The sequence below is a fragment of the Pseudomonas sp. GW704-F2 genome (assembly GCF_059423025.1).
In genome coordinates this window covers 121491-144933 of the sequence record NZ_JBWKXO010000012.1, presented here as the reverse complement: position 1 = coordinate 144933, position 23443 = coordinate 121491, and the positions used below count along the sequence as shown (strand labels likewise).

The 23443-nt window shown below is 61.2% G+C and carries 20 protein-coding genes; 14 read left to right on the top strand and 6 right to left on the bottom strand.

Annotated elements, in window-relative coordinates:
• The first annotated feature begins 78 nt into the window (after positions 1-78).
• Positions 79-549 (top strand): bacterioferritin, encoded by a 471-nt coding sequence (bfr, locus tag AC07W0_RS13050; RefSeq protein ID WP_017844621.1) that lies wholly within the window; start codon positions 79-81, stop codon positions 547-549.
• A 171-nt stretch (positions 550-720) separates the two neighbouring features.
• Here the strand turns inward: bfr and grxD are convergent, their stop codons facing one another.
• Together grxD and AC07W0_RS13040 are read right to left on the bottom strand one after the other, a co-directional pair.
• Positions 721-1059 carry a Grx4 family monothiol glutaredoxin gene (gene grxD / locus AC07W0_RS13045; protein WP_046384543.1) on the bottom strand — a complete coding sequence of 113 codons (339 nt, stop codon included), beginning with the start codon at positions 1057-1059 and terminating at the stop codon, positions 721-723.
• A gap of 86 nt (positions 1060-1145) precedes the next feature.
• Positions 1146-3254: a molybdopterin oxidoreductase family protein gene (locus AC07W0_RS13040; protein ID WP_102617512.1), complete on the bottom strand. Its 2109-nt coding sequence runs from the start codon at positions 3252-3254 to the stop codon at positions 1146-1148.
• A gap of 433 nt (positions 3255-3687) precedes the next feature.
• Here AC07W0_RS13040 and argF point away from each other — a divergent pair, with 433 nt between their 5' ends.
• Together argF and AC07W0_RS13030 are read left to right on the top strand one after the other, a co-directional pair.
• Positions 3688-4608 carry an ornithine carbamoyltransferase gene (gene argF / locus AC07W0_RS13035; RefSeq protein WP_026139754.1) on the top strand — a complete coding sequence of 307 codons (921 nt, stop codon included), beginning with the start codon at positions 3688-3690 and terminating at the stop codon, positions 4606-4608.
• Complete coding sequence (locus AC07W0_RS13030; protein ID WP_017844617.1) at positions 4605-5714, top strand: ABC transporter ATP-binding protein; 1110 nt, start codon at positions 4605-4607, stop codon at positions 5712-5714. Before argF ends, AC07W0_RS13030 begins: the two co-directional genes overlap by 4 nt.
• Positions 5715-5738: 24 nt before the next feature.
• Here AC07W0_RS13030 and ybaK read toward each other — a convergent pair whose 3' ends face one another.
• A complete protein-coding gene (gene ybaK, locus AC07W0_RS13025) occupies positions 5739-6209 on the bottom strand; it encodes a Cys-tRNA(Pro) deacylase (RefSeq protein WP_017844616.1) in 471 nt (156 codons plus the stop codon).
• Between the two features lie 327 nt (positions 6210-6536).
• On the opposite strand from ybaK, the gene AC07W0_RS13020 reads away from it, so the two are divergent.
• The 11 genes from AC07W0_RS13020 (at position 6537) to AC07W0_RS12970 (ending at position 18974) form a co-directional block, all read left to right on the top strand.
• A complete protein-coding gene (locus AC07W0_RS13020; protein WP_102617513.1) occupies positions 6537-7391 on the top strand; it encodes an MIP/aquaporin family protein in 855 nt (284 codons plus the stop codon).
• A 79-nt stretch (positions 7392-7470) separates the two neighbouring features.
• Positions 7471-8976: a glycerol kinase GlpK gene (gene glpK / locus AC07W0_RS13015; protein WP_017844614.1), complete on the top strand. Its 1506-nt coding sequence runs from the start codon at positions 7471-7473 to the stop codon at positions 8974-8976.
• A gap of 95 nt (positions 8977-9071) precedes the next feature.
• Positions 9072-9827 (top strand): DeoR/GlpR family transcriptional regulator, encoded by a 756-nt coding sequence (locus AC07W0_RS13010; protein ID WP_017844613.1) that lies wholly within the window; start codon positions 9072-9074, stop codon positions 9825-9827.
• Between the two features lie 276 nt (positions 9828-10103).
• Positions 10104-11642 (top strand): glycerol-3-phosphate dehydrogenase, encoded by a 1539-nt coding sequence (gene glpD, locus AC07W0_RS13005; protein WP_046384546.1) that lies wholly within the window; start codon positions 10104-10106, stop codon positions 11640-11642.
• Between the two features lie 315 nt (positions 11643-11957).
• Positions 11958-12884, top strand: a complete 927-nt coding sequence (locus tag AC07W0_RS13000) for a glutamate/aspartate ABC transporter substrate-binding protein (RefSeq protein ID WP_017844611.1) — start codon at positions 11958-11960, stop codon at positions 12882-12884.
• Positions 12885-13078: 194 nt separating this feature from the next.
• Complete coding sequence (locus AC07W0_RS12995; RefSeq protein ID WP_017844610.1) at positions 13079-13825, top strand: amino acid ABC transporter permease; 747 nt, start codon at positions 13079-13081, stop codon at positions 13823-13825.
• Positions 13825-14496 (top strand): ABC transporter permease subunit, encoded by a 672-nt coding sequence (locus AC07W0_RS12990; protein ID WP_017844609.1) that lies wholly within the window; start codon positions 13825-13827, stop codon positions 14494-14496. Before AC07W0_RS12995 ends, AC07W0_RS12990 begins: the two co-directional genes overlap by 1 nt.
• A complete protein-coding gene (locus tag AC07W0_RS12985; protein ID WP_017844608.1) occupies positions 14493-15227 on the top strand; it encodes an amino acid ABC transporter ATP-binding protein in 735 nt (244 codons plus the stop codon). The genes AC07W0_RS12990 and AC07W0_RS12985 overlap by 4 nt, the downstream gene beginning before the upstream one ends.
• 159 nt (positions 15228-15386) lie before the next feature.
• The gene (gene aauS, locus AC07W0_RS12980) at positions 15387-17288 is read left to right on the top strand and encodes a two-component sensor histidine kinase AauS (protein WP_017844607.1); all 1902 of its coding nucleotides are present in this window, start codon (positions 15387-15389) and stop codon (positions 17286-17288) included.
• Positions 17285-18625, top strand: a complete 1341-nt coding sequence (aauR, locus tag AC07W0_RS12975) for a two-component response regulator AauR (RefSeq protein WP_017844606.1) — start codon at positions 17285-17287, stop codon at positions 18623-18625. The genes aauS and aauR overlap by 4 nt, the downstream gene beginning before the upstream one ends.
• A 19-nt stretch (positions 18626-18644) precedes the next feature.
• On the top strand, positions 18645-18974 hold the full coding sequence (locus AC07W0_RS12970; protein WP_162231505.1) for a GlpM family protein: 330 nt from the start codon (positions 18645-18647) through the stop codon (positions 18972-18974).
• 131 nt (positions 18975-19105) lie between these two features.
• Here the strand turns inward: AC07W0_RS12970 and AC07W0_RS12965 are convergent, their stop codons facing one another.
• The 3 genes from AC07W0_RS12965 to AC07W0_RS12955 are packed head-to-tail and all read right to left on the bottom strand — an operon-like array spanning position 19106 to position 23386.
• Positions 19106-20503, bottom strand: a complete 1398-nt coding sequence (locus tag AC07W0_RS12965; protein ID WP_102617514.1) for a sigma-54-dependent transcriptional regulator — start codon at positions 20501-20503, stop codon at positions 19106-19108.
• Positions 20493-22262 carry a sensor histidine kinase gene (locus AC07W0_RS12960; protein ID WP_102617515.1) on the bottom strand — a complete coding sequence of 590 codons (1770 nt, stop codon included), beginning with the start codon at positions 22260-22262 and terminating at the stop codon, positions 20493-20495. The genes AC07W0_RS12965 and AC07W0_RS12960 overlap by 11 nt, the downstream gene beginning before the upstream one ends.
• On the bottom strand, positions 22262-23386 hold the full coding sequence (locus AC07W0_RS12955; protein WP_017844602.1) for a GNAT family N-acetyltransferase: 1125 nt from the start codon (positions 23384-23386) through the stop codon (positions 22262-22264). Before AC07W0_RS12955 ends, AC07W0_RS12960 begins: the two co-directional genes overlap by 1 nt.
• Between the last annotated feature and the right edge of the window lie 57 nt (positions 23387-23443).

Genomic DNA, 23443 nt, shown 5'->3' with positions numbered 1-23443 from the left:
TAACTTAGGTTTGACACTCAGGGGCTCGCCACGCAGACTCCTGCTTATATACCGCGAATAAAGGGCAGGACCCCAATCATGAAAGGCGACATCTCAGTCATCCAGCAACTCAACAAAATCCTTGGCAATGAACTGGTCGCGATCAATCAGTACTTTCTGCATGCGCGCATGTATGACGATTGGGGCCTGGAAAAGCTGGGCAAGCGTGAGTACAAGGAATCGATCAAAGCCATGAAGGACGCCGATGCCCTGATCAAGCGCATCCTGTTCCTGGAAGGCCTGCCGAACGTACAGGACCTGGGCAAGCTGAACATCGGCGAGCACACCCACGAAATGATCAGCAGCGACCTGGGCTTCGAACGCAAGAGCCACAGCGAGCTCAAGGCCGCCATCGCTCACTGCGAAGTGACCAAGGACTTCGGCAGCCGCGAACTGCTGGAAGATATCCTGGAAGACCAGGAAGAACATATCGACTGGCTGGAAACCCAACTGGGCCTGATCGACAAGGTCAGCCTGGAGAACTACCTGCAATCGCAGATGGGTGAATAACCCTTATTCACGGTAGGCGCGAGTTTGCTCGCGAAAAACTCAAGGGCCCCGCATTCCATCAGGGGGCCCGCGTTATCGTTGACGTTCTTCGCGAGCAAGCTCGCTCCTACAGATGAAGCACAAAAAAGCCCCGCTCTCGTATGAGAAGCGGGGCTTTTTGTTGCAGGCCAATCAAGCTTCAGTCTGGGCTGCCGCTTTTGCCGCTGCGTCTTTGACCAACGTCTGCAACTCACCGTTCTCGAACATTTCACTGATGATGTCGCTGCCGCCGACCAGCTCACCGGCTACCCACAGTTGCGGGAAAGTCGGCCAGTTAGCGTACTTCGGCAGGTTCGCGCGAATTTCCGGGTTTTGAAGGATATCCACATAAGCGAATTTCTCGCCACATTTCATGATGGCTTGGGACGCTTTCGCGGAGAAGCCGCACTGCGGGGCATTGGGAGAGCCCTTCATGTAAAGCAGAATGGTGTTGTTGGCAATCTGCTCTTTGATCGTTTCGATGATATCCATGGAACACCTCGGCTGGAACTTTGCGACTCACAGGTCGGCACGGTGGCGCATTGTAACGCAAAATCCCAGCGTGGTGCTCGGAGACCTTATGCCGCAGCTACGTGGACCGGCACGCCGTTCAGCGCGGCATTGCCCGATAATTCATCCAACTGCCGCTCGTCGGTCAGGTCGTTCGCGCTGGCACCCGGTTGACGGCTGGCGATCGTCATCTGCACGCCCGGACGCCCGTGGCCCCAACCATGCGGCAGGCTGACCACGCCAGGCATCATGTCCAGGCTGGCCGCGACCTCGACCTCGATCATGCCGATGCGCGAACTGACCTTCACCCGCTGCCCGTCACTCAATTGGCGGCGGGCCAGATCCTCCGGATGCATGAGCAGTTGGTGCCGGGGCTTGCCCTTCACCAGGCGGTGATAGTTATGCATCCAGGAATTGTTGCTGCGCACATGGCGGCGGCCGATCAACAGCAATTCATCCGCCGGTGGCAGCGGTTGCGCCGCGAAGCGCGCGAGGTCCGCCAGAATCACGGCCGGCGCGGCCTGTACCCGGCCATTCGCGGTTTTCAGGCGCGCGGCGAGATTGGGCGTCAGGGGCCCCAGGTCCACGCCGTGGGGGTGTTCGGCGAGCATTGCCACCGACAATTGGTGGCTGGAAGCATCGCCATACACGCCGGCGCGCAGGCCGAAGTCGATCATCTGCGCCGGTGGCAGGGTCGGCTTGAGCGCAACCCCGGTGTGCGCGGCAAACGCCTTGGCCAGGCCGACGAAGATCTCCCAGTCGTGCAGCGCGCCGTCAGGCTTGGGCAGGATCGCACGATTGAAACGGCTGACATTGCGCACCGCGAACATATTGAAGGTGGTGTCGTAGTGATCGTTTTCCAGCGCCGAGGTGGACGGCAGGATCAGGTCGGCATAACGCGTCGTCTCGTTGATGTAGAGATCGACGCTGACCATGAATTCCAGCCCATCCAGGGCCTGCTCCAACTGGCGACCATTCGGCGTCGATAGCACCGGATTGCCGGCCACGGTGACCAGGGCGCGGATCTGTCCTTCACCTTCGGTGAGCATTTCTTCCGCCAACGCCGACACCGGCAACTCACCACCGTACTCCGGACGCCCCGACACACGGCTCTGCCACCGATTGAAATGCCCGCCGGAGGTGGAGGCCACCAGGTCCACCGCTGGCGTGGTACACAAGGCGCCGCCTGGACGATCCAGGTTACCGGTGACCAGATTGATCAATTGCACCAGCCAATGGCACAGCGTGCCGAATGCCTGGGTCGAAACGCCCATGCGCCCGTAACACACGGCCCTGTCCGCCGCGGCAAAATCCCGCGCCAGCTGGCGGATCTGCTCGGCAGGCAGCGCGCACTGGCGGCTCATGGCCTCGGCGGTAAACCCGGCGATTGCGCGGCGCACGTCGTCCAGGCCGTCGACTGGCAAGTGACTGGCACGGGTCAGGTTTTCGGCAAACAACGTGTTGAGCAGTCCGAACAGCAACGCGGCGTCGCCACCGGGCCGTACAAACAGGTGCTGATCGGCAATCGCCGCCGTCTCGCTGCGCCGCGGGTCGACCACCACCACTTTGCCGCCCCGGGCCTGGATGGCCTTGAGGCGCTTCTCCACGTCGGGCACGGTCATGATGCTGCCGTTGGACGCCAGCGGGTTGCCGCCGAGGATCAGCATGAAGTCGGTGTGGTCAATATCCGGAATCGGCAACAACAGGCCATGGCCGTACATCAGGTGGCTGCTGAGGTGATGAGGCAACTGGTCGACCGACGTCGCGGAAAACCGGTTGCGTGTTTTGAGCAGGCCAAGGAAGTAATTGCTGTGGGTCATCAGCCCGTAGTTATGCACGCTGGGATTGCCCTGGTACACCGCCACTGAATTCTGTCCGTAGCGAGCCTGGATGCCCGCCAGTTTTTCGGCCACCAGCGCGAAGGCGTCTTCCCACGCAATCGGTTGCCATTCGCTACCCACCCGCAACATGGGTTGGTGCAGGCGGTCCGGGTCATTCTGGATATCCTGCAGCGCCACTGCCTTGGGGCAGATATGCCCGCGACTGAAGGTGTCCAGTGGGTCGCCCTTGATCGACGTGATCGCCAGGCTGCCGTCTTCGGCTTGGGTGGTTTCCAGGGTCAGGCCACAGATGGCTTCGCACAGATGGCAGGCACGGTGGTGGAGAGTCTTGGTCATGGCCAGTCTCTTTATTAGGGCTTTGGCCTGACTATGGGCCGCGACTGCGGCGGGCACCAGCAACGTTCGTCGCGTGAATCGAAGGGCATCAGGCCAGGCCATAGGCAAGCGTGAGAAAATGTTTCAAAACCTGCCGAAGTGCCCCTGAAACCGACGCAGCCTGGCCTGGCCCCGCCCTCGCGGATTGCAAAAGGTCGCAGGGCCAGTGTACAAATGACCTGCTGCTGTCAGGAAATCGTCTTCAAAAGCGCTCTCGCGCCTGTCTGAACCCCCCTAAACACCGTAGCCCTATTGGTAAGACGCGACATTTAATTATAAGATCGCGCCTTCCCCTATTTCGTCGCCCCGTGCGGCTTTCGCCGCAGGTCTCGCCCGTTTTCACAATAAACAAGGCTTTGAGTATCTGCGGTCTGTTGCAAAAAGGTAGTTAATGATGAGCGCAAGGCACTTTCTCTCCCTGATGGATTGCACGCCCGAAGAGCTGGTCAGCGTGATCCGTCGAGGCATTGAGCTTAAAGACCTGCGTAACCGCGGCGTACTGTTCGAGCCTTTGAAAAACCGCGTACTCGGGATGATTTTCGAGAAATCGTCGACCCGCACCCGCTTGTCCTTCGAGGCCGGCATGATCCAGTTGGGTGGCCAGGCCATCTTCCTGTCGCCGCGTGACACCCAGTTGGGCCGTGGCGAGCCAATCAGCGATTGCGCGATTGTCATGTCGCGCATGCTCGATGCGGTGATGATCCGGACCTTTGCCCACAGCACCCTGACCGAATTTTCCGCGAACTCCCGGGTACCGGTGATCAACGGCCTGTCCGATGACCTGCACCCGTGCCAGTTGCTGGCCGACATGCAAACCTTCCTCGAGCACCGTGGCTCGATCCAGGGCAAGACCGTGGCCTGGATCGGCGACGGCAACAACATGTGCAACAGTTATATAGAAGCGGCGATCCAGTTCGACTTCCACCTGCGCATCGCCTGCCCGGAAGGCTTCGAGCCGTCCGCCGAATTCCTGGCCAAAGCCGATGGTCGCGTGCAGATCCTGCGTGATCCAAAAGACGCGGTAGTCGGCGCGCACCTGGTAAGCACCGATGTCTGGACCTCCATGGGCCAGGAAGACGAAACCGCCAAGCGCCTGAAGCTGTTTGCACCGTTCCAGGTCACCCGCGCCCTGCTCGACCTGGCCGCGCCGGACGTGCTGTTCATGCACTGCCTGCCTGCCCACCGTGGCGAAGAAATCAGCCTCGATCTGCTCGACGACCCGCGTTCGGTCGCCTGGGACCAGGCAGAAAACCGTCTGCATGCACAAAAGGCCCTGCTCGAATTTCTGGTCGAACCGGCGTACCACCACGCATGAGCAAGCCATTACTGCTGAACCTGCGCAATCTGGCATGCGGCTATCAAGATCAGCGGGTGGTACAGAACCTGAACCTGCACCTCAACGCCGGCGACATCGGTTGCCTGCTCGGCTCCTCGGGGTGCGGCAAGACCACCACCCTGCGTGCGATCGCAGGGTTCGAACCGGTACACGAAGGCGAAATCAGCCTGGCCGGCGAAGTCATCTCCAGTGCAGGGTTCACCCTGGCGCCGGAGAAACGTCGCATCGGCATGGTGTTCCAGGACTACGCGCTGTTTCCCCACCTGAGCGTGGCCGACAACATCGCCTTTGGCATTCGCAAGCACCCGCAGAAAGACCGCGTGGTCGCCGAATTGCTGGAGCTGGTCAACCTGAAGAACCTGGGCAAGCGTTTTCCCCACGAGCTGTCCGGTGGTCAGCAACAACGCGTGGCCCTCGCCCGCGCCTTGGCGCCGGAGCCGCAATTGTTGCTGCTCGACGAACCCTTCTCCAACCTCGATGGCGAGCTGCGACGCAAGCTCAGCCATGAGGTGCGCGAGATTCTCAAGGCACGTGGCACCAGTGCGATCCTGGTGACCCATGACCAGGAAGAAGCATTTGCCGTGAGTGACCACGTCGGCGTGTTCAAGGAAGGTCGCCTGGAGCAGTGGGATACGCCCTACAACCTCTATCACGAACCGCTCACACCCTACGTCGCAAGCTTTGTCGGCCAGGGCTATTTCATCCGTGGCCAATTGTGTACGCCGGAATCGGTCAGCACCGAGCTCGGCGACCTGCGCGGCAACCGCGCGTATAGCTGGCCGTCAGGTGGCGCCGTGGATGTATTGCTGCGCCCGGACGACATCGTCTACGCACCGGACAGCGCGTTGAAAGCGCGGATCGTCGGCAAGACGTTCCTCGGCGCCTCGACCTTGTACCGCCTGCAACTGCCGACGGGTGCCCAGTTGGAGTCGATCTTCCCCAGCCACGCCGACCATCAGGTCGGTGCAGACGTGGGGATCCGCGTCGCCGTCGAACACCTGGTGCTGTTCCGGGCTTCCGGCAGCACGGCGGCGCAGATTCCGCACACCGATTCGGGTGTGCGGCGCTACAGCCCGGCCAACTGAAGAACCCCGCTCCAGCCTTCGAGCTCAGGCCCGGCCGATCGGCGCGAACGTGGCCTGGGTATGCTCGGCCAGAACCGCTGCGGACAACTCCACTTCCAGCCCCCGTCTCCCGGCGCTGACAAAAATCGTCGGGAACGGCTGCGCGGTAATATCAATAAAGGTGCGCAAACGCTTTTTCTGTCCCAGCGGGCTGATCCCACCCAGCAGATAGCCAGTGGAACGCTGCGCCGCCGCCGGGTCGGCCATCTCGACTTTTTTCACCCCGGCGGCGTGCGCCAGGGCTTTCAAGTCCAGACTTCCGACGACCGGCACCACCGCCACCAATAATTCACCCTTCTCGCTGCTCGCCAGCAAGGTCTTGAACACCTGCGCCGGGTCCAGACCCAACTTTTCCGCGGCCTCCAGGCCATACGATGCAGCTTTGGGATCGTGTTCATAACTGTGAATGCGATGTTCGGCGCGAACTTTTTTCAACAAATCCAATGCAGGGGTCATGGACGCTCCAGGCGTGGCAAACGGATGGCCAATTCTAGGCCAAGCCCACACAAAACGCTCTAGTACGCCCCTCACTCATGGCAATACTTACTGTGGCGAGCGTGATTATTCATCAAACCTATAGTTCGAAAATGACTGATAGTTCACTTTCGACCTTTGACAGCAGTCATTCTTGTCTATATTTTTTCGTTTCCGAATACTGTAGGAATACATCCGCAGCATTCCAGCAGTAAACCGTGCCCGGGATGGGGATCCTCGACACGGTGAAAATCGCGCAAGGCCCGTTGAGGCCAGACGCCAGACAAGAACAACAAATTGAGGTTTTCCATGACAACTGCACTTCAACAGCCTTCACTTTCGAGCCAATGCATGGCCGAATTCCTGGGGACTGCGCTTCTGATCTTCTTCGGTACCGGTTGTGTCGCTGCGCTCAAGGTCGCGGGTGCCAGCTTTGGCTTATGGGAAATCAGTATCATCTGGGGGATCGGCGTGAGCATGGCGATCTACCTGAGCGCGGGCATCTCCGGGGCACATCTGAACCCGGCGGTCAGCATCGCCCTGTGTCTCTTTGCCGATTTCGACAAGCGCAAACTGCCCTTCTATATCCTCGCCCAAGTCGCCGGCGCCTTCTGCTCCGCGGCCCTGGTGTACACGCTCTACAGCAACCTGTTTTTCGATTACGAACAAACCCACCATCTGGTGCGCGGCACCCAGGCCAGCCTGGAATTGGCCTCGGTATTCTCGACTTATCCCCATGCACTGCTGAGCACGGCCCAGGCCTTCCTGGTGGAAATGGTCATCACCGCGATCCTGATGGGCGTGATCATGGCCCTGACCGACGATAACAACGGCCTGCCACGCGGCCCGTTGGCCCCGCTGCTGATCGGCTTGCTGATCGCGGTGATTGGCAGCGCGATGGGCCCGCTGACCGGCTTTGCGATGAACCCGGCACGGGATTTCGGGCCCAAGCTGATGACCTTTTTCGCCGGTTGGGGTGAAATAGCCTTTACTGGCGGGCGTGATATTCCCTACTTCCTGGTGCCGATTTTCGCACCGATTGTCGGTGCATGCCTGGGGGCTGCAGCGTATCGCGGGCTGATTGCCCGTCACCTGCCAAGCGCCGCGCCCGCTGTCGCCGAAACCGAAGACAGCGCCGTCAACGGCAACACCCGTATTTCCTGATAGCCAGCCTGGTCCACCCTGCCCCTTCGTGGCCCAGGCGGTTTACCCACTTCCTTATTTCTCGTCCAAGGCAATCGACATGACCGACATTCAGAATAAGAACTACATCATTGCCCTCGATCAGGGCACCACCAGTTCCCGGGCGATCATCTTCGATCGTGACGCCAACGTGGTCTGCACCGCCCAGCGTGAATTCGCCCAGCATTACCCGCAAGCGGGCTGGGTCGAACATGACCCGATGGAAATCTTCGCGACCCAGAGCGCGGTAATGGTCGAAGCCCTGGCCCAGGCCGGCCTGCACCATGACCAGGTCGCCGCCATCGGCATCACCAACCAGCGCGAAACCACCGTGGTCTGGGACAAAGTCACCGGCCGCCCGATCTACAACGCTATCGTTTGGCAGTGCCGCCGCAGCACCGAGATCTGCCAGCAGCTCAAGCGTGATGGCCACGAGCAATACATCAGCGATACCACCGGCCTGGTCACCGACCCGTACTTCTCCGGCACCAAGCTCAAGTGGATTCTCGATAACGTCGAAGGCAGCCGCGAACGTGCGCGCAACGGCGAGCTGCTGTTCGGCACCATCGACAGCTGGCTGATCTGGAAATTCACCGGCGGCAAGACCCACGTCACCGACTACACCAACGCCTCGCGCACCATGCTCTTCAACATCCACACCCTGGAGTGGGACGCGAAGATGTTGGACATCCTCGATGTGCCGCGGGAAATGCTGCCGGAAGTGAAATCATCGTCGGAAATCTACGGCCGCACCAAGAGTGGCATTGCCATCGGCGGCATCGCCGGTGACCAGCAGGCCGCGCTGTTCGGCCAGATGTGCGTGGAACCGGGCCAAGCCAAGAACACCTATGGCACCGGTTGCTTCCTGCTGATGAACACCGGCGACAAAGCGGTGAAATCCAAGCACGGCATGCTCACCACCATCGCCTGCGGCCCGCGTGGCGAAGTGGCCTACGCCCTGGAAGGCGCCGTGTTCAACGGTGGCTCCACCGTACAGTGGCTGCGCGACGAGCTGAAAATCATCAACGACGCCCACGACACCGAATACTTCGCCGGCAAGGTCAAGGACAGCAACGGCGTGTACCTGGTGCCCGCGTTCACCGGCCTGGGCGCGCCGTATTGGGACCCGTATGCCCGTGGCGCGTTGTTCGGCCTGACCCGTGGCGTGCGCGTGGATCACATTATTCGTGCAGCTCTGGAGTCGATTGCCTACCAGACGCGCGACGTATTGGACGCGATGCAGCAGGACTCCGGCGAACGCCTTAAATCCCTGCGCGTGGACGGCGGCGCGGTGGCCAACAACTTCCTGATGCAGTTCCAGGCCGATATCCTCGGCACCCAGGTCGAACGCCCGCAAATGCGCGAAACCACGGCACTCGGCGCCGCCTACCTGGCGGGCCTGGCCTGCGGCTTCTGGGGCAGTCTGGAGGAATTGCGCGGCAAAGCGGTGATCGAGCGCGAATTCGAACCCCAGCTCGAAGAAGCGGCCAAGGAGAAACTCTACGCCGGCTGGCAAAAAGCGGTGAGCCGCACCCGTGATTGGGAACCTCACGAAGGCGCTGAATAAGCCCTTCACCGGAACCACTTAGGGTTGTAACTGGCAGGGAGCAGATTCCTGCGTCATCATGGGCCACTTTTGTATGGCAGCCCAAAGGACGCCCAATGAATCTGCCTCCCCGCCAGCAACAAATCCTCGAACTGGTCCGCGAACGCGGCTACGTCAGTATCGAGGAAATGGCGCAGTTGTTCGTTGTCACCCCGCAAACCATCCGCCGCGATATCAACCAGCTGGCGGACGCCAACCTGTTGCGCCGCTACCACGGCGGCGCAGCCTATGATTCCAGCGTCGAAAACACCGCATACGCCATGCGGGCCGACCAGATGCGCGACGAGAAACAGCGCATCGGCGAAGCGATCGCCGCACAAATCCCCGACCATGCCTCGCTCTTCATCAACATCGGCACCACCACCGAATCCATCGCCCGTGCGTTGCTCAACCACAATCACCTGAAAATCATCACCAACAACCTCAACGTCGCCACCATGCTCAGCGCCAAGGACGACTTCGACGTACTGCTGACTGGCGGGAGTGTGCGACGTGACGGCGGCGTGGTGGGCCAGGCCAGCGTCGACTTTATCAACCAGTTCAAGGTCGATTTCGCCCTGGTCGGCATCAGCGGTATCGATGAAGACGGCAGCCTGCTCGACTTCGACTACCAGGAAGTGCGGGTTTCCCAGGCGATCATCGCCAATGCGCGCAAGGTGATCCTGGCGGCTGACTCGAGCAAATTCGGGCGCAATGCCATGATTCGCCTGGGCCCGATCAGCCTGGTGGACTGCCTGGTGACTGACCAGCAGCCGGTGCCGGCGCTGGTGCAGTTGTTGAACCAGCATAAGGTTCGGCTGGAAGTCGTCTAGCGTCTGCACTGACGCTATCGGGGGCAAGCCCCCTCCCACACTTTGATGTGTGAACCCATTCAAATGTGGGAGGGGGCTTGCCCCCGATAGCGATTGATCCAGCCCCCATTTCCTTGAGCCTTCCCCAGGCACATGTTCACAAATTTTCCTTTTCTCGCCCTTCGATGAGTTTTTTCAATCGAAGTCGGGTGGCTGTGGGCGCGTTTATCAGCTACCATTTTCGGAAATGAACATTAATGTTCGATTTCCAATACGAAAAGATCGCGAGGCCAGCCGATGAACCCTTCCACCTTGCCTGCTCCACCGCTTGCCGAAGTCTATGACGTTGCCGTAATCGGTGGCGGGATCAATGGCGTCGGCATTGCAGCAGACGCAGCCGGGCGCGGGTTGTCGGTATTCCTTTGCGAAAAGGACGACCTGGCCAGCCACACGTCCTCTGCCAGCAGCAAGCTGATCCACGGCGGCCTGCGTTACCTCGAACACTACGAATTCCGCCTGGTGCGCGAAGCCCTGGCCGAACGCGAAGTCCTGCTGGCCAAGGCCCCGCACATCGTCAAGCAGATGCGCTTTGTGTTGCCGCACCGCCCGCACCTGCGTCCGGCGTGGATGATCCGCGCCGGCCTGTTCCTGTATGACCACCTGGGCAAGCGCGAAAAGCTCGCCGGTTCGAAAAGCCTCAAGTTCGGTCCCGACAGCCCGCTGAAAAGCGAAATCACCAAAGGCTTCGAATATTCCGACTGCTGGGTCGATGACGCCCGCCTGGTGGTGCTCAACGCCATGGCCGCGCGTGAAAAAGGCGCACACATCCACACCCAAACCCGCTGCGTCAGCGCGTACCGCAGCAAGGGCCTGTGGGAAATGAACATGGAACGCACCGACGGCAGCCTGTTCTCGATCCGCGCCAAGGCGCTGGTGAATGCCGCCGGGCCGTGGGTCGCCAAATTCATCAAGGAAGACTTGAAGCTGGATTCGCCCTACGGCATCCGTCTGATCCAGGGCAGCCACCTGATCGTGCCGAAACTGTACGAAGGCGCCCACGCGCACATCCTGCAGAACGAAGACCAGCGCATCGTGTTCACGATTCCATACCTGGACCACCTGACTATCATCGGCACCACCGACCGCGAATACACCGGCGATCCGGCGAAAGTGGCGATCACCGAAGGTGAAACCGACTACATGCTCAAGGTGGTCAACGCTCACTTCAAGAAGCAACTGAGCCGCGACGACATCGTCCACACCTACTCCGGCGTGCGCCCGCTGTGCAACGATGAGTCGGACAACCCGTCGGCCATCACCCGCGACTACACCCTGTCGCTCTCCGGCGGCGCTGGCGAGGCGCCGATCCTGTCGGTGTTCGGCGGCAAACTGACCACCTACCGCAAACTCGCCGAGTCGGCGATGGCTCACCTGGCGCCCTATTTCACACAGATGCGCCCAAGCTGGACCGCCACCGCCAGCCTGCCGGGCGGCGAAGACATGAGCACGCCGGAAGCCCTCGCTGCGGCCATCCGTACCCAGTTCGACTGGGTGCCAAGCGAGATCGCGCGGCGCTGGTCCACCACCTACGGCAGCCGCACCTGGCGCCTGCTCGAAGGCGTGCAATCGCTGGCCGACCTCGGCGACCACCTCGGTGGCGGCCTGTATACCCGCGAAGTCGACTACCTGTGCGCCGAAGAATGGGCGACCCAACCCGAGGACGTGCTGTGGCGCCGTACCAAGCTTGGCCTGTTCACCACCCCGGAAGAACAGGCCAATGTGCGGCGTTATCTGTCCAAGGTTGAGCATAACCGCAGCAAGATCCAGGCGGCCTGACAGACTGCTCGTACAAAAGCCCCTGCGCCGCAAGGCCCAGGGGCTTTTTCATATCGGTTCAGCCATTCGGTTTTCCGAACACCATTCCCCTGCGCGATTCGGTTTGCCGGACCTGGCCGTTATAAATCCTCGCTCATAAAAAGTTAATTCCTATATAAATCATATAGTTAACCTTTTACTCGTGGACTGGCACGACTCATGCTCTACACTTCAGGACGATTGCCTGAGATGCCTCAGGAGCCGTCACGGGCATTCGCTGTATAAGAGAGCCGCTTAACCGGCTTCATAAAAAAAACAAATGTCGAGGAAGTATTGATGCGCATCGTTCCCCATATTTTGGGCGCAGCTATCGCTGCCGCTCTGATCAGCACTCCAGTTTTCGCCGCCGAACTCACCGGCACGCTGAAAAAAATCAACGACTCGGGCACCATCACCCTTGGGCACCGCGACAGCTCCATTCCGTTTTCCTACATCGCGGATGGTTCGGGTAAACCGGTGGGCTACTCCCACGACATTCAGCTGGCTATCGTCGAAGCCCTGAAAAAAGACCTGAACAAGCCCCAACTGCAGGCCAAGTACAACCTGGTCACTTCCCAGACCCGTATCCCGCTGGTGCAGAACGGCACCGTGGACATCGAGTGCGGTTCCACCACCAACAACGCCGAGCGCGCCCAGCAAGTGGCGTTCACCACCAATATCTTCGAAATCGGCACCCGCCTGCTGGTCAAGAAAGACAAGGATGGCAAGCCGTCCTATAGCGACTTCGCCGACCTCAAAGGCAAAAACGTCGTGACCACCGCCGGCACCACGTCCGAGCGCATCATCAAGGCGATGAACGCCGACAAGCAGATGGGCATGAACGTCATCTCCGCCAAAGACCACGGCGAGTCCTTCCAGATGCTGGAAAGCGGCCGCGCCGTTGCCTTCATGATGGACGACGCCCTGCTGGCCGGTGAAGAAGCCAAGGCCAAGAAGCCGAATGACTGGGTTATCACTGGTACTCCGCAGTCCTTCGAAGCCTATGCCTGCATGGTTCGCAAAGAAGATCCTGCGTTCAAGAAAGCCGTGGATGACGCCATCGTCGCGCTCTACAAATCCGGTGAAATCAACAAGATTTATAGCAAGTGGTTCGAAAGCCCGATCCCACCAAAAGGCCTGAACCTGAACTTCCCGATGAGCGACAAGGTCAAGGAACTGATCGCCAATCCGAGCGATAAGCCTGCGCCTGACGTAAAAATCTGATTTCTGGCTAACCTTATCTCCTGAGGGAGCCACTCCTCCCTCAGGCGTCTGTTACTACCTGCTGGCTATATTTTGGAACACTCGACCGGGCGGTTTTCGAGCCGATCGTGTGTGCCTGGCGTTCACCGTCAGGCGGGAACGGATTTTCCCCAAGCGGGTGCTTGTACATCGATCGATCTCGAGGGGAGACCCTAATGAATTACAACTGGGACTGGGGCGTGTTCTTCAAGTCCACTGGCGTTGGCAGCGAGACTTATCTCGACTGGTACATCGCCGGCCTGGGCTGGACCATTGCCATCGCCGTCGTGGCATGGATCATCGCCTTGCTGCTGGGCTCCATGCTGGGGGTCATGCGTACCGTGCCAAACCGTATCGTATCGGGCATCGCCACCTGCTACGTGGAACTGTTTCGCAACGTGCCGCTGCTGGTGCAGCTGTTCATCTGGTACTTCCTGATACCCGACCTGCTGCCGCAAAACCTGCAGGACTGGTACAAGCAAGACCTGAACCCGACCACCTCGGCCTACCTGAGCGTTGTGGTGTGCCTGGGCCTGTTCACCGCCGCCCGTGTCTGCGAGCAGGTACGCACCGGCATCCAGGCGCTGCCGCGTGGCCAGGAAGCCGCCGCCCGCGCCATGGGTTTCAAGCTGCCGCAGATCTACTGGAACGTGCTGCTGCCGCAGGCTTACCGGATCATCATTCCGCCGCTCACCTCGGAATTCCTCAACGTGTTCAAGAACTCCTCCGTGGCGTCCTTGATCGGCCTGATGGAATTGCTGGCACAAACCAAGCAGACCGCCGAATTCTCAGCCAACCTGTTTGAAGCCTTCACCCTGGCCACGCTGATCTACTTCACCCTGAACATGAGCCTGATGTTGCTGATGCGCCTGGTCGAGAAGAAAGTCGCAGTGCCCGGCCTGATCTCCGTGGGGGGTAAATAATGGAATTCGATTTCAGCGGCATCATCCCCGCCATCCCCGGCCTGTGGAACGGCATGGTCATGACCTTGCAGTTGATGGTCATGGGCGTGGTCGGCGGTATTGTCCTCGGCACGATCCTGGCGTTGATGCGCCTGTCGTCCAGCAAGTTGCTGTCACGCCTGGCCGGCGCCTACGTGAACTATTTCCGCTCGATCCCGTTGCTGCTGGTCATCACCTGGTTCTACCTGGCGGTGCCCTTCGTGCTGCGCTGGATCACCGGCGAAGACACGCCGATCGGTGCATTCGCCTCCTGCGTCGTGGCCTTCATGATGTTCGAGGCCGCGTACTTCTGTGAAATCGTGCGGGCCGGCGTGCAATCGATCCCCAAGGGCCAGATGGCGGCCGCGCAGGCCATGGGCATGACTTACGGTCAGACCATGCGCCTGATCATCCTGCCCCAGGCGTTCCGCAAGATGACCCCGTTGCTGCTGCAACAGAGCATCATCCTGTTCCAGGACACCTCGCTGGTCTACACCGTGGGCCTGGTGGATTTCCTCAACTCCGCCCGTTCCAACGGCGACATCATCGGCCGCTCCAATGAGTTCCTGATCTTCGCCGGTGTCGTCTACTTCATCATCAGCTTTTCCGCCTCGCTGCTGGTCAAGCGTCTGCAAAAAAGGTTTGCCGTATGATCTCTATCAAAAACGTCAACAAGTGGTATGGCGACTTCCAGGTGCTGACCGATTGCAGCACCGAGGTTAAAAAAGGCGAAGTGATCGTGGTGTGCGGGCCGTCCGGCTCGGGTAAATCCACCCTGATCAAGTGCGTCAACGCGCTGGAACCGTTCCAGAAAGGCGACGTGATCGTCGACGGCACGTCCATCGCCGACCCGAAGACCAACCTGCCGAAACTGCGCTCGCGCGTCGGCATGGTGTTCCAGCACTTCGAGCTGTTCCCGCACCTGACCATCACCGAAAACCTGACCATCGCGCAGATCAAGGTGCTTGGCCGCAGCAAGGAAGAAGCCACCAAGAAGGGCCTGCAACTGCTTGATCGCGTCGGCCTGTCGGCGCACGCCCACAAGCACCCTGGCCAGCTTTCCGGTGGCCAGCAGCAACGTGTGGCGATTGCCCGCGCCCTCGCCATGGACCCGATCGTCATGCTGTTCGACGAACCGACCTCGGCCCTCGACCCGGAAATGGTCAACGAAGTGCTGGACGTGATGGTGCAACTGGCCCAGGAAGGCATGACCATGATGTGTGTGACCCACGAAATGGGCTTCGCCCGCAAAGTGGCCGACCGCGTGATCTTCATGGACGCCGGCAAGATCATCGAAGACTGCCCGAAAGAAGAGTTCTTCGGCGACATCAGCGCCCGCTCCGAACGCGCGCAGCACTTCCTCGAGAAAATCCTGCAGCACTAAAAAAGCCACAGCTTGCTCCTCCTGTAGGAGCGAGCTTGCTCGCGAAAAACGGCAACGATGACGCGCACATCCTGGATGAACGCGGTGCCCTTGGTTTTTTCGCGAGCAAGCTCGCTCCTACAGGAAGGGGTGAGCGGTAGCTGACCCAAGGCATCTGTGATGAAATGCGACCCCAACCTCTATCGCGCCGCGCCGCCATCACTTGCCGTGAAGCCTCGTCTGATCCGCCAACTGTTCCTGCCGCCGTTGATCATCGCCCTGATGATCGGCCTGGGTTATATCGGCTTCTGGATCAGTGAGTACTATGGCATCCGCACCCTCAGCGATACCGGCGAACGCCAGCTGGAGCTGCATGCCCGCACCGTCGAAAGCGAACTGAGCAAATACACGTACCTGCCCAGCCTCCTGGAACTCGAATCCAGCGTGTCCACGCTGCTGGCCGAGCCGAACCAGGACACCCGCAAGACCGTCAACGACTACCTCGAAGGTCTGAACCGGCGCAGCCGCAGTCGGGCCATCTATGTGATGGACACCACCGGCCGCGTACTGGCCACCAGCAACTGGCGCGATGCCGACAGCTACCAGGGTGAAGACCTGTCCTTCCGCGCCTATTTCCAGAACGCCGTGCGCGGCCAGCCCGGGCGTTTCTATGGCATCGGTAGCACCAATGGCGAACCCGGCTACTACCTGGCCCACGGCCTGGAAGAGCACGGCAAGATCATCGGCGTCGCCGTGGTCAAGGTCCGCCTCGAAGCGCTGGAGGAACGCTGGAAACGCGCGCGTCTCGAAGCGTTTGTCAGCGACGAGAATGGCATCATCATCCTCTCCAGCGACCCGGCCCGCCGCCTCAAGGCCGTGCGCCCCCTGAGCGATGAGACCAAGGACCGCCTGGCGCACAGCCTGCAATATTACTGGGCGACGCTGAACGAGCTGGAGCCCCTGGCCCGCGAGCGCCTCAACGAAGGCACAGAAAAACTGACCTTTCCGGCCAACAGCGAAGTGGTGGCCGACGAACACGAAGTCAGCTACCTGGCCCAGACCCGGCCGCTGAGCGACACGCCGTGGAATTTCACCCTGCTCACCCCGCTCAACGACCTGCGCCGTGCGGCGATCAACCAGGGCATCCTGGTGGCCGTCGCCTTTGGCCTGGTGGCGCTCCTGCTGATTGCCTGGAACGAACGACGCAAAGTCATCGCCACCCGCCTCGCCGCCCGGGAAGCCTTGCAGGAAGCCAACAGCCAGCTGGAACGCCGGATTGCCGAACGCACCGCCGACCTGCGCGCGAGCAACGAGCGCCTCAAGGGGCAGATTCGCGAACGCCGCCAGGCCGAGGAAACCCTGCGCCGCGCCCAGGATGAGCTGGTGCAGGCGGGCAAGCTGGCGGCCATCGGCCAGATGTCCACCAGCATCGCCCACGAATTGAACCAGCCCCTCGCCGCGTTGCGCACGTTGTCCGGCAATACCGTGCGCTTCCTCGAACGCGGCGCGCTGGATACCGCCAGCGCCAACCTCAAGACCATCAACGAATTGATCGACCGCATGGGCCGCATCACCGCCAGCCTGCGCTCCTTCGCGCGGCGCGGCGACGACCAGGGCGAAGCCAACCTGGGCAAGGCCGTGGATGCCGCGTTCCAAGTGCTCGGCGCGCGTCTCGACAGCCTGCCGCTGACGCTGCACCGCGACTTTGCCCCGGCCCAATTGCAGATCGACCAGACGCGCCTGGAGCAGATCCTGGTCAACCTGATCGGCAACGCCCTCGATGCCATGCAAGCACAACCGGCGCCGGAGCTGTGGCTGGAAGGCCATGAAGCCGACGGCAAATACCGCCTGCAGGTGCGCGACAACGGCCATGGCATCGACCCCGAGGCGCGCAAGCATCTGTTCGAACCGTTCTTCACCACCAAACCCGGCGAGCAAGGCCTGGGCCTTGGCCTTACGTTGTCCGCCAGCCTGGCCGCGGCCACCGGCGGCAACCTCGCCGTGGAGCATCCCGTCGGTGGTGGTACTGCCTTTGTCCTGAGCCTGCCGCTGGTGGGCGCTCAAACAGCCGAGTCGTCATGAACGTAGAAAAAAACCCTGACCTCACCGTCCTGATCGTCGAAGACGACCCCCACGTGCTGCTCGGCTGCCAGCAAGCCCTGGCACTGGAAGACATCCCCAGCGTCGGCGTGGGCAGTGCCGAAGAGGCGCTCAAGCGCATCGGCGAGAACTTTGCCGGCATCGTCATCAGCGATATCCGCCTGCCGGGTATCGACGGCCTGGAACTGCTCACCCGCCTCAAGGCCCTGGATAAAAGCCTGCCGGTGGTATTGATTACCGGGCACGGCGATATTTCCATGGCGGTCGGCGCCATGCGCAACGGCGCCTATGACTTCATGGAAAAACCCTTCTCTCCCGAACGCCTGGTCGACGTCGCGCGCCGCGCCCTGGAACAGCGCGGGCTGGCGCGGGAAGTCTGGGCGTTGCGCCGCCAGTTGGCCGAGCGCGACTCCCTGGAAGGACGCATCATCGGCCGCTCGCCGGCAATGCAGAACCTGCGCGAATTGATCGCCAACGTCGCGGATACCTCGGCCAACGTGCTGATTGAAGGCGAGACCGGCACCGGCAAGGAACTGGTCGCGCGGTGCCTGCATGATTTCAGCCGACGCCACGCCCACCCATTCGTCGCGCTGAACTGCGGCGGCCTGCCGGAGAACCTGTTCGAAAGCGAGATTTTCGGCCACGAAGCCAACGCCTTTACCGGCGCCGGCAAACGTCGGATCGGCAAGATCGAGCACGCCCACGAAGGCACGCTGTTTCTCGATGAAGTGGAAAGCATGCCGATCAACCTGCAGATCAAGCTGCTGCGCGTGTTGCAGGAACGCACCCTCGAACGCCTGGGTTCGAACCAGAGCGTGGCGGTGGATTGCCGGGTGATCGCTGCCACCAAGTCCGACCTCGACGAATTGAGCCGCGCCAGCCAGTTCCGTAGCGACCTGTACTACCGCCTCAACGTCGTGACCCTGGAACTGCCGCCTTTGCGCGAACGCCGCGAAGACATCCTGCAACTGTTCGAACACTTCCTGCAGCAATCATCCCTGCGCTTCGACCGCAGCGTGCCGGACCTCGACAACCAGACCCTGTCCAACCTGATGAGCCACGACTGGCCGGGCAACGTGCGTGAGCTGCGCAACGTCGCCGAGCGCTTCGCCCTGGGCCTGCCCGCCTTCAAGAAAAGCGGCGCCAGCAGCGGCAGCCAGGGCCTGGCCTTCACCGAAGCGGTGGAAGCCTTCGAACGCAACCTGCTCAACGACGCGCTGCAACGCAGCGGCGGCAACCTGACCCAGGCCAGCCAGGAACTGGGAATGGCCAAGACCACCCTGTTCGACAAGGTCAAGAAATACGGTTTGAGCCACTGAGGAACCGCGCGTGGATCTGATATTGAAGGCCGCCCTGGGCGCGGCGGTGGTGCTGATACTGGCCGCGTTGGCCAAGACCCGGAATTACTACATCGCCGGGTTGGTGCCGCTGTTCCCGACCTTTGCGCTGATCGCCCATTACATCGTCGGCAAAGGCCGTTCGGTGGACGATTTGAAGACCACCATCCTGTTCGGGATGTGGTCGATCATTCCGTACTTTGTGTATTTGGCGACGCTCTACGTGCTGGTCGATCGCCTGCGCCTGGAAGCCTCTTTAGCCGTAGCAGCGCTAGCGTGGTTGATGGCAGCGACTGTTCTGGTCAGCGTCTGGGTACGCCTGCAGACCTGACACACCACAATCCAAACGTGGGAGGGGGCTTGCCCCCGATGGCGGTGGATCAGAGACACATAGGCTGTCTGACCCACTGCTATCGGGGGCAAGCCCCCTCCCACATTTAGAACAGTGCTGTGCCAGGCAACTCAGCGGACTATTTTGTCGACCTGAATCCCCAGCTTCTTCAGGCGATACCAGAAGCTGCGCTCGGAAATCCCGATCTTCGCCGCTGCGGCCGCCTGTACGCCATTGCTCTCGTGCAATGCCGCCTGGATGTAGGCTTTCTCCACCTCCGCCAGCGCCGCATCCAGGTCCTGGGGAATGCCCGGTCCGTCGCTGAGGGTCGCCGTCACGCCGCCCTCGCTGGGCTTGGACGCGAACAGATAACCCGGCAAGTCGATATCTTCAATCACCGGCGATGACGCCACGATCGTCGCGCGTTCCACGCAGTTCTGCAGCTCGCGGATATTGCCCGGCCAGTGATACGCCGTCATGGCCTGCAAGGCCTCGGGGCTGAAACCGGTGATGCGTTTACCAGCGGTGACGCTCAAGGTCTGGGCGAAGTGCCGGGCCAGGGGCGCGATGTCTTCCACGCGCTCGCGCAAGGGCGGCAGCGGGATCGGGAACACGTTGAGGCGGTAATACAAGTCCTCGCGAAACTCCTTGTTGGCCACCGCCTCCAACAGGTTCTTGTTGGTGGCGGCGATCACGCGCACGTCCACCTTGCGCTCGCGGGGGTCGCCCACCGGCTCGATCACCCGCTCCTGCAAGGCGCGCAGAATCTTGGCCTGCAGCGCCAGCGGCATGTCGCCCACTTCGTCGAGAAACAGCGTGCCCTTGTCGGCCTGCATAAAACGCCCGACCCGGTCGGCCACGGCACCGGTGAAGGCGCCCTTGCGATGGCCGAACATTTCGCTTTCCAGCAGCCCTTCGGGAATCGCCGCGCAATTGACCGCGACGAACGGTTTGTCGGCCCGGCTGCCGTGCTTGTGGATGGCGCGGGCGACCATTTCCTTGCCGGTGCCGCTTTCGCCGGTCAGCAGGATCGTTGCGCTGCTGTCGCGCACCGAATCCACTGCCTGCAACACCTTGCGAAACGCCGGGCTGTCGCCCACCAGGCTGTCGAACTGCGCCTGCTCGTCCAGCTCGGCGCGCATGCGGGCGTTGTCGCGCATGATGTCGCGAAACTGCAGGGCCTTGGCCACGGTGATGTCCAGCTCGTCGATATCGAACGGCTTGGCAATGTAGTCATACGCACCGTTGCGCATCGACTGTACGGCGTTTTTCACCGTGCTGTAGGCGGTCATCACGATCACCGGCACCTGGGAATAGCGCGCCTTGATCTCGGCCAGCAGCGCCGGACCGTCCATGCCCGGCATGCGCCAGTCGCTGATCACCAGGTCGATGTCTTCCTGCTCCAGCACTTTGAGCGCGTGCAGGCCGTTACCCGCCGTGAACACCTGGATGCCATTCTGGCTGAGGGCCGACGACAACAGGTCACAGAGCTTGGGCTCGTCGTCGACCACCAATATGTTATGCGTCATGAGTGTCCTCGTCGTCTTCGCCGGTTGCCGGAATGTACAGGCTGAACGTAGCGCCGGCATCATTCTCGCTGATGCATTCGATGCTGCCGTCGTGACTTTCCATGATCGAATAGACTTTGGCCAGGCCCAGGCCGGTGCCGGAAGCCTTGGTGGTGACGAACGGGGTGAAGATGCGCTCGATCATATCCGCCGGGATACCCTGGCCGGTGTCGGCGACGCTGATGACCGTGTTGTCGCCCATCGAACGAATGCCCAGGGTCAGGCGGCCACCTTCGGGCATTGCATCGATAGCGTTGAGAATCAGGTTGAGGCAGGCCTGTTTGAGCTGCTTGGCGTCGGCATAGATGGTCGCGCCGGGCGCCTGGTCGTCGATGTGGGCGTCGATTTTGTGGCTGGCCAGTTCCGGGCTGCAGAAGCCGAGGATCTCCTCCACCAGCGCGCGCGCCGGTTGCAATACGCGCAGCGGCGCGTTGGGTTTGGCGAAATCGAGAAACTCGGTGATCAGGTCGTTGATCCGGCTGACTTCGCTGATCACATATTCCAGGTGGCGCTTGTCGGCTTCCGGCAAGTCGGTGCGACGGTGCAGCAGTTGCGTGGCGGTCTTGATGATCCCCAGCGGGTTACGGATTTCGTGGGCCAGGCCCATGGCGACTTCGCCCAGGGCATGCAGACGGTCGCGCCGACGCAGTTGGGCTTCGAGGTGATGCAACTCCCCCAGCCGTTCGGTCATATGGTTGAAGGTGCTGCTCAATTGCGCCAGCTCATCGCCGCCGCTGACCACCACACGGTGGGCATAATTGCCCGAGATCACGGCGCTCACGCCCTGGGACAGATCGCGCAACGGTTGGGTCAAGCGCCGCGACACCAGCAGCCCCGCCGCCAGGGACAGTGCCGAGCTGAGCAGGAAAATCAGCACGAACAGGTTGCTCTGGTTCACCAGCCCGACCAGGCTGGTATGGCGCAGCAGGCCGCTGAAGATCACGCCTTGCAGCTCGCCGGCATCGTTGAAGATCGGCCAGTACAAACCGCTGTATTTGTTGGTGAACTGTTCGCTGGGTTGCTTGCTGCTGCGCATCTCGGCTTCGACGCCTTTCGGGATGTGCGAGGGGTGATCCATGAAGCGCTGGGTCGAGAAAATTTCCGAGAAACCGCCGGGGTTGGCCAGGTACAGGCGCAGGTCGAGGGAATGTACGTCGGCTACGCTGGTGAGGAAACTGCTGTCCAGGTAGGTGGCCACCAGCAGCACGTAGTCAACGCCGTCCTGGCTGGTCTCGAAAGTCGAGACCACGATGCCGGTATTCACCCCCGCCACTTGCACGGTCTGCAATGCGGCGTTGCTGGTCAGGTTGATCTGCTTGACGATGTCATTGGCCGCGGTGCTGAACACCACCCGGTGGTCACTGCTGCGAATCAGGGCCACCACGTCGATGTCCGTGGCTTCGGCGATATCGGCGGCGAGCCTGTCGTGCTTGGCCGCCTCCCGGCTGGAGGGCGGGCTGGTGTAGCGCAGGAACAATTTCGCCATGCGCGCGTTGTCATGCAGGATGTCGCCGATCTCGTCCTTGACGATCTTGGTCGATTCCTGCAGCCAGATCCGCACGTTGCTGTCGAAAATCTGCGACAGCGTGGTGGCGGCCAGCTCGGCCGCGATCATGGTCGGAATCACACTGACCAGCCAGAACGCCAGCACCAACTTGCGCTGGACGCTCCAGCGCGAAATAGCAAAGGGGCGGGCTTTCTGGCGGGTCTTGGTGATCATCAGGTTTCGCTTATCGCAGCAGCCATGGCAGGGTCGGAACGATCCGGTCGAAGAAACATTTTCACGAGTCTGAGCAGGCCGTTGACCAGCCGGTTACGGTGGCGGAAGAACAGGCTGTTGCCCTGGAACTCGCACCCCAGCCGCAGCTTACTGGCATATCCGGCCTGGCCACACTCATACAACGCAATATTGTGTTGGATACAGTAGTCGACATTGGTCAACCAACTACGGAAGTAGAGGTTGTAGTCACGGGTAAACTCCACGTCGTGCCCGAAGAACTTGTCGACCAGCCGATGCTCGTCCACCAGCATCAGGTTGAACGCCACCAAGTGCTCGTCGACCCAGTAAAGAACACAGACCGCGCGTTGTTCAAGGCGTTCGAGCACGCCGGTGAAATAACTCGCGGGCAAGCGTTCGAACTGCAGCTCGGCACGGGTCAGCGTGGCTTCGTACAGGCGCATGACCTCGGGCAGCACATCGTCGATGTTGCGCCGCCACTCCACCCTTGGGCCTGGCGCGCGCAGTTTGCGCCGCAAGTCCTTGCGCGTGGATTTGCCCAGCGAGCCCAGGTAAGCGTCCACCGAGCCGTAAGGCAGCGGCAATAAGCCGGTGGGCAAGCTCGGCATGCTTTGAAAGCCAGCCGCGCGGCAACTGTCGGCCCAGTGCGGGTCCTGCGTCGGGGCATCCTTGACCGCCACCAGGCCGATGCCAAACTCATCGGCGTCCTGGCGCGCCGCCAGCAGCAGGTGCTTGAGTAACAGCGCGCGCCGAACCTCAGGCACGCCACTGGCAAACCCAGCGTCACAACGCTCGGCCACCGGCGAACCGATGGCGTACAGCCCCACTTGCAAAACACCCGGCCACAGCCGCTCCAGCCGCGAGGTCAAGCGCTTGCCGACGCCCGACACCGTGGTATCGAGGCGGTAATGGGTGATGAACGCGGCCGCCACGGCCACCAGCGCGCCGTCTTCAAATACCGCCAGGTAGCGCCATTGAAAATCGTCGATCGCGGCGTTTTCCACGGCAACGTAGTAGTCCCAGTCCTCCAGCGCGCCGGGAAAACAGTCGTTCCAGGCACTGCGCCGGATGGCCCGGATGGTCGGGAAGGCTTGGGTGGTTATCACATCGAATCCTTTGTAGCGAGGGAGCGTACTCCCGCTGGACTGCGCAGCAGCCCCCTC

What these genes read in the sequence shown, in the direction of transcription:
- AC07W0_RS13000 (WP_017844611.1), top strand. Translation starts at nt 11,958, where the DNA reads ATGCGCATCGTTCCCCATATTTTGGGCGCAGCTATCGCTGCCGCTCTG.
- aauR (WP_017844606.1), top strand. Translation starts at nt 17,285, where the DNA reads ATGAACGTAGAAAAAAACCCTGACCTCACCGTCCTGATCGTCGAAGAC.
- AC07W0_RS13030 (WP_017844617.1), top strand. Translation starts at nt 4,605, where the DNA reads ATGAGCAAGCCATTACTGCTGAACCTGCGCAATCTGGCATGCGGCTAT.
- AC07W0_RS12990 (WP_017844609.1), top strand. Translation starts at nt 13,825, where the DNA reads ATGGAATTCGATTTCAGCGGCATCATCCCCGCCATCCCCGGCCTGTGG.
- AC07W0_RS13040 (WP_102617512.1), bottom strand. Translation starts at nt 3,254, where the DNA reads ATGACCAAGACTCTCCACCACCGTGCCTGCCATCTGTGCGAAGCCATC.
- grxD (WP_046384543.1), bottom strand. Translation starts at nt 1,059, where the DNA reads ATGGATATCATCGAAACGATCAAAGAGCAGATTGCCAACAACACCATT.
- AC07W0_RS12965 (WP_102617514.1), bottom strand. Translation starts at nt 20,503, where the DNA reads ATGACGCATAACATATTGGTGGTCGACGACGAGCCCAAGCTCTGTGAC.
- ybaK (WP_017844616.1), bottom strand. Translation starts at nt 6,209, where the DNA reads ATGACCCCTGCATTGGATTTGTTGAAAAAAGTTCGCGCCGAACATCGC.
- argF (WP_026139754.1), top strand. Translation starts at nt 3,688, where the DNA reads ATGAGCGCAAGGCACTTTCTCTCCCTGATGGATTGCACGCCCGAAGAG.
- AC07W0_RS12960 (WP_102617515.1), bottom strand. Translation starts at nt 22,262, where the DNA reads ATGATCACCAAGACCCGCCAGAAAGCCCGCCCCTTTGCTATTTCGCGC.
- glpK (WP_017844614.1), top strand. Translation starts at nt 7,471, where the DNA reads ATGACCGACATTCAGAATAAGAACTACATCATTGCCCTCGATCAGGGC.
- AC07W0_RS13010 (WP_017844613.1), top strand. Translation starts at nt 9,072, where the DNA reads ATGAATCTGCCTCCCCGCCAGCAACAAATCCTCGAACTGGTCCGCGAA.
- glpD (WP_046384546.1), top strand. Translation starts at nt 10,104, where the DNA reads ATGAACCCTTCCACCTTGCCTGCTCCACCGCTTGCCGAAGTCTATGAC.
- aauS (WP_017844607.1), top strand. Translation starts at nt 15,387, where the DNA reads ATGAAATGCGACCCCAACCTCTATCGCGCCGCGCCGCCATCACTTGCC.
- AC07W0_RS12995 (WP_017844610.1), top strand. Translation starts at nt 13,079, where the DNA reads ATGAATTACAACTGGGACTGGGGCGTGTTCTTCAAGTCCACTGGCGTT.
- AC07W0_RS12985 (WP_017844608.1), top strand. Translation starts at nt 14,493, where the DNA reads ATGATCTCTATCAAAAACGTCAACAAGTGGTATGGCGACTTCCAGGTG.
- bfr (WP_017844621.1), top strand. Translation starts at nt 79, where the DNA reads ATGAAAGGCGACATCTCAGTCATCCAGCAACTCAACAAAATCCTTGGC.
- AC07W0_RS13020 (WP_102617513.1), top strand. Translation starts at nt 6,537, where the DNA reads ATGACAACTGCACTTCAACAGCCTTCACTTTCGAGCCAATGCATGGCC.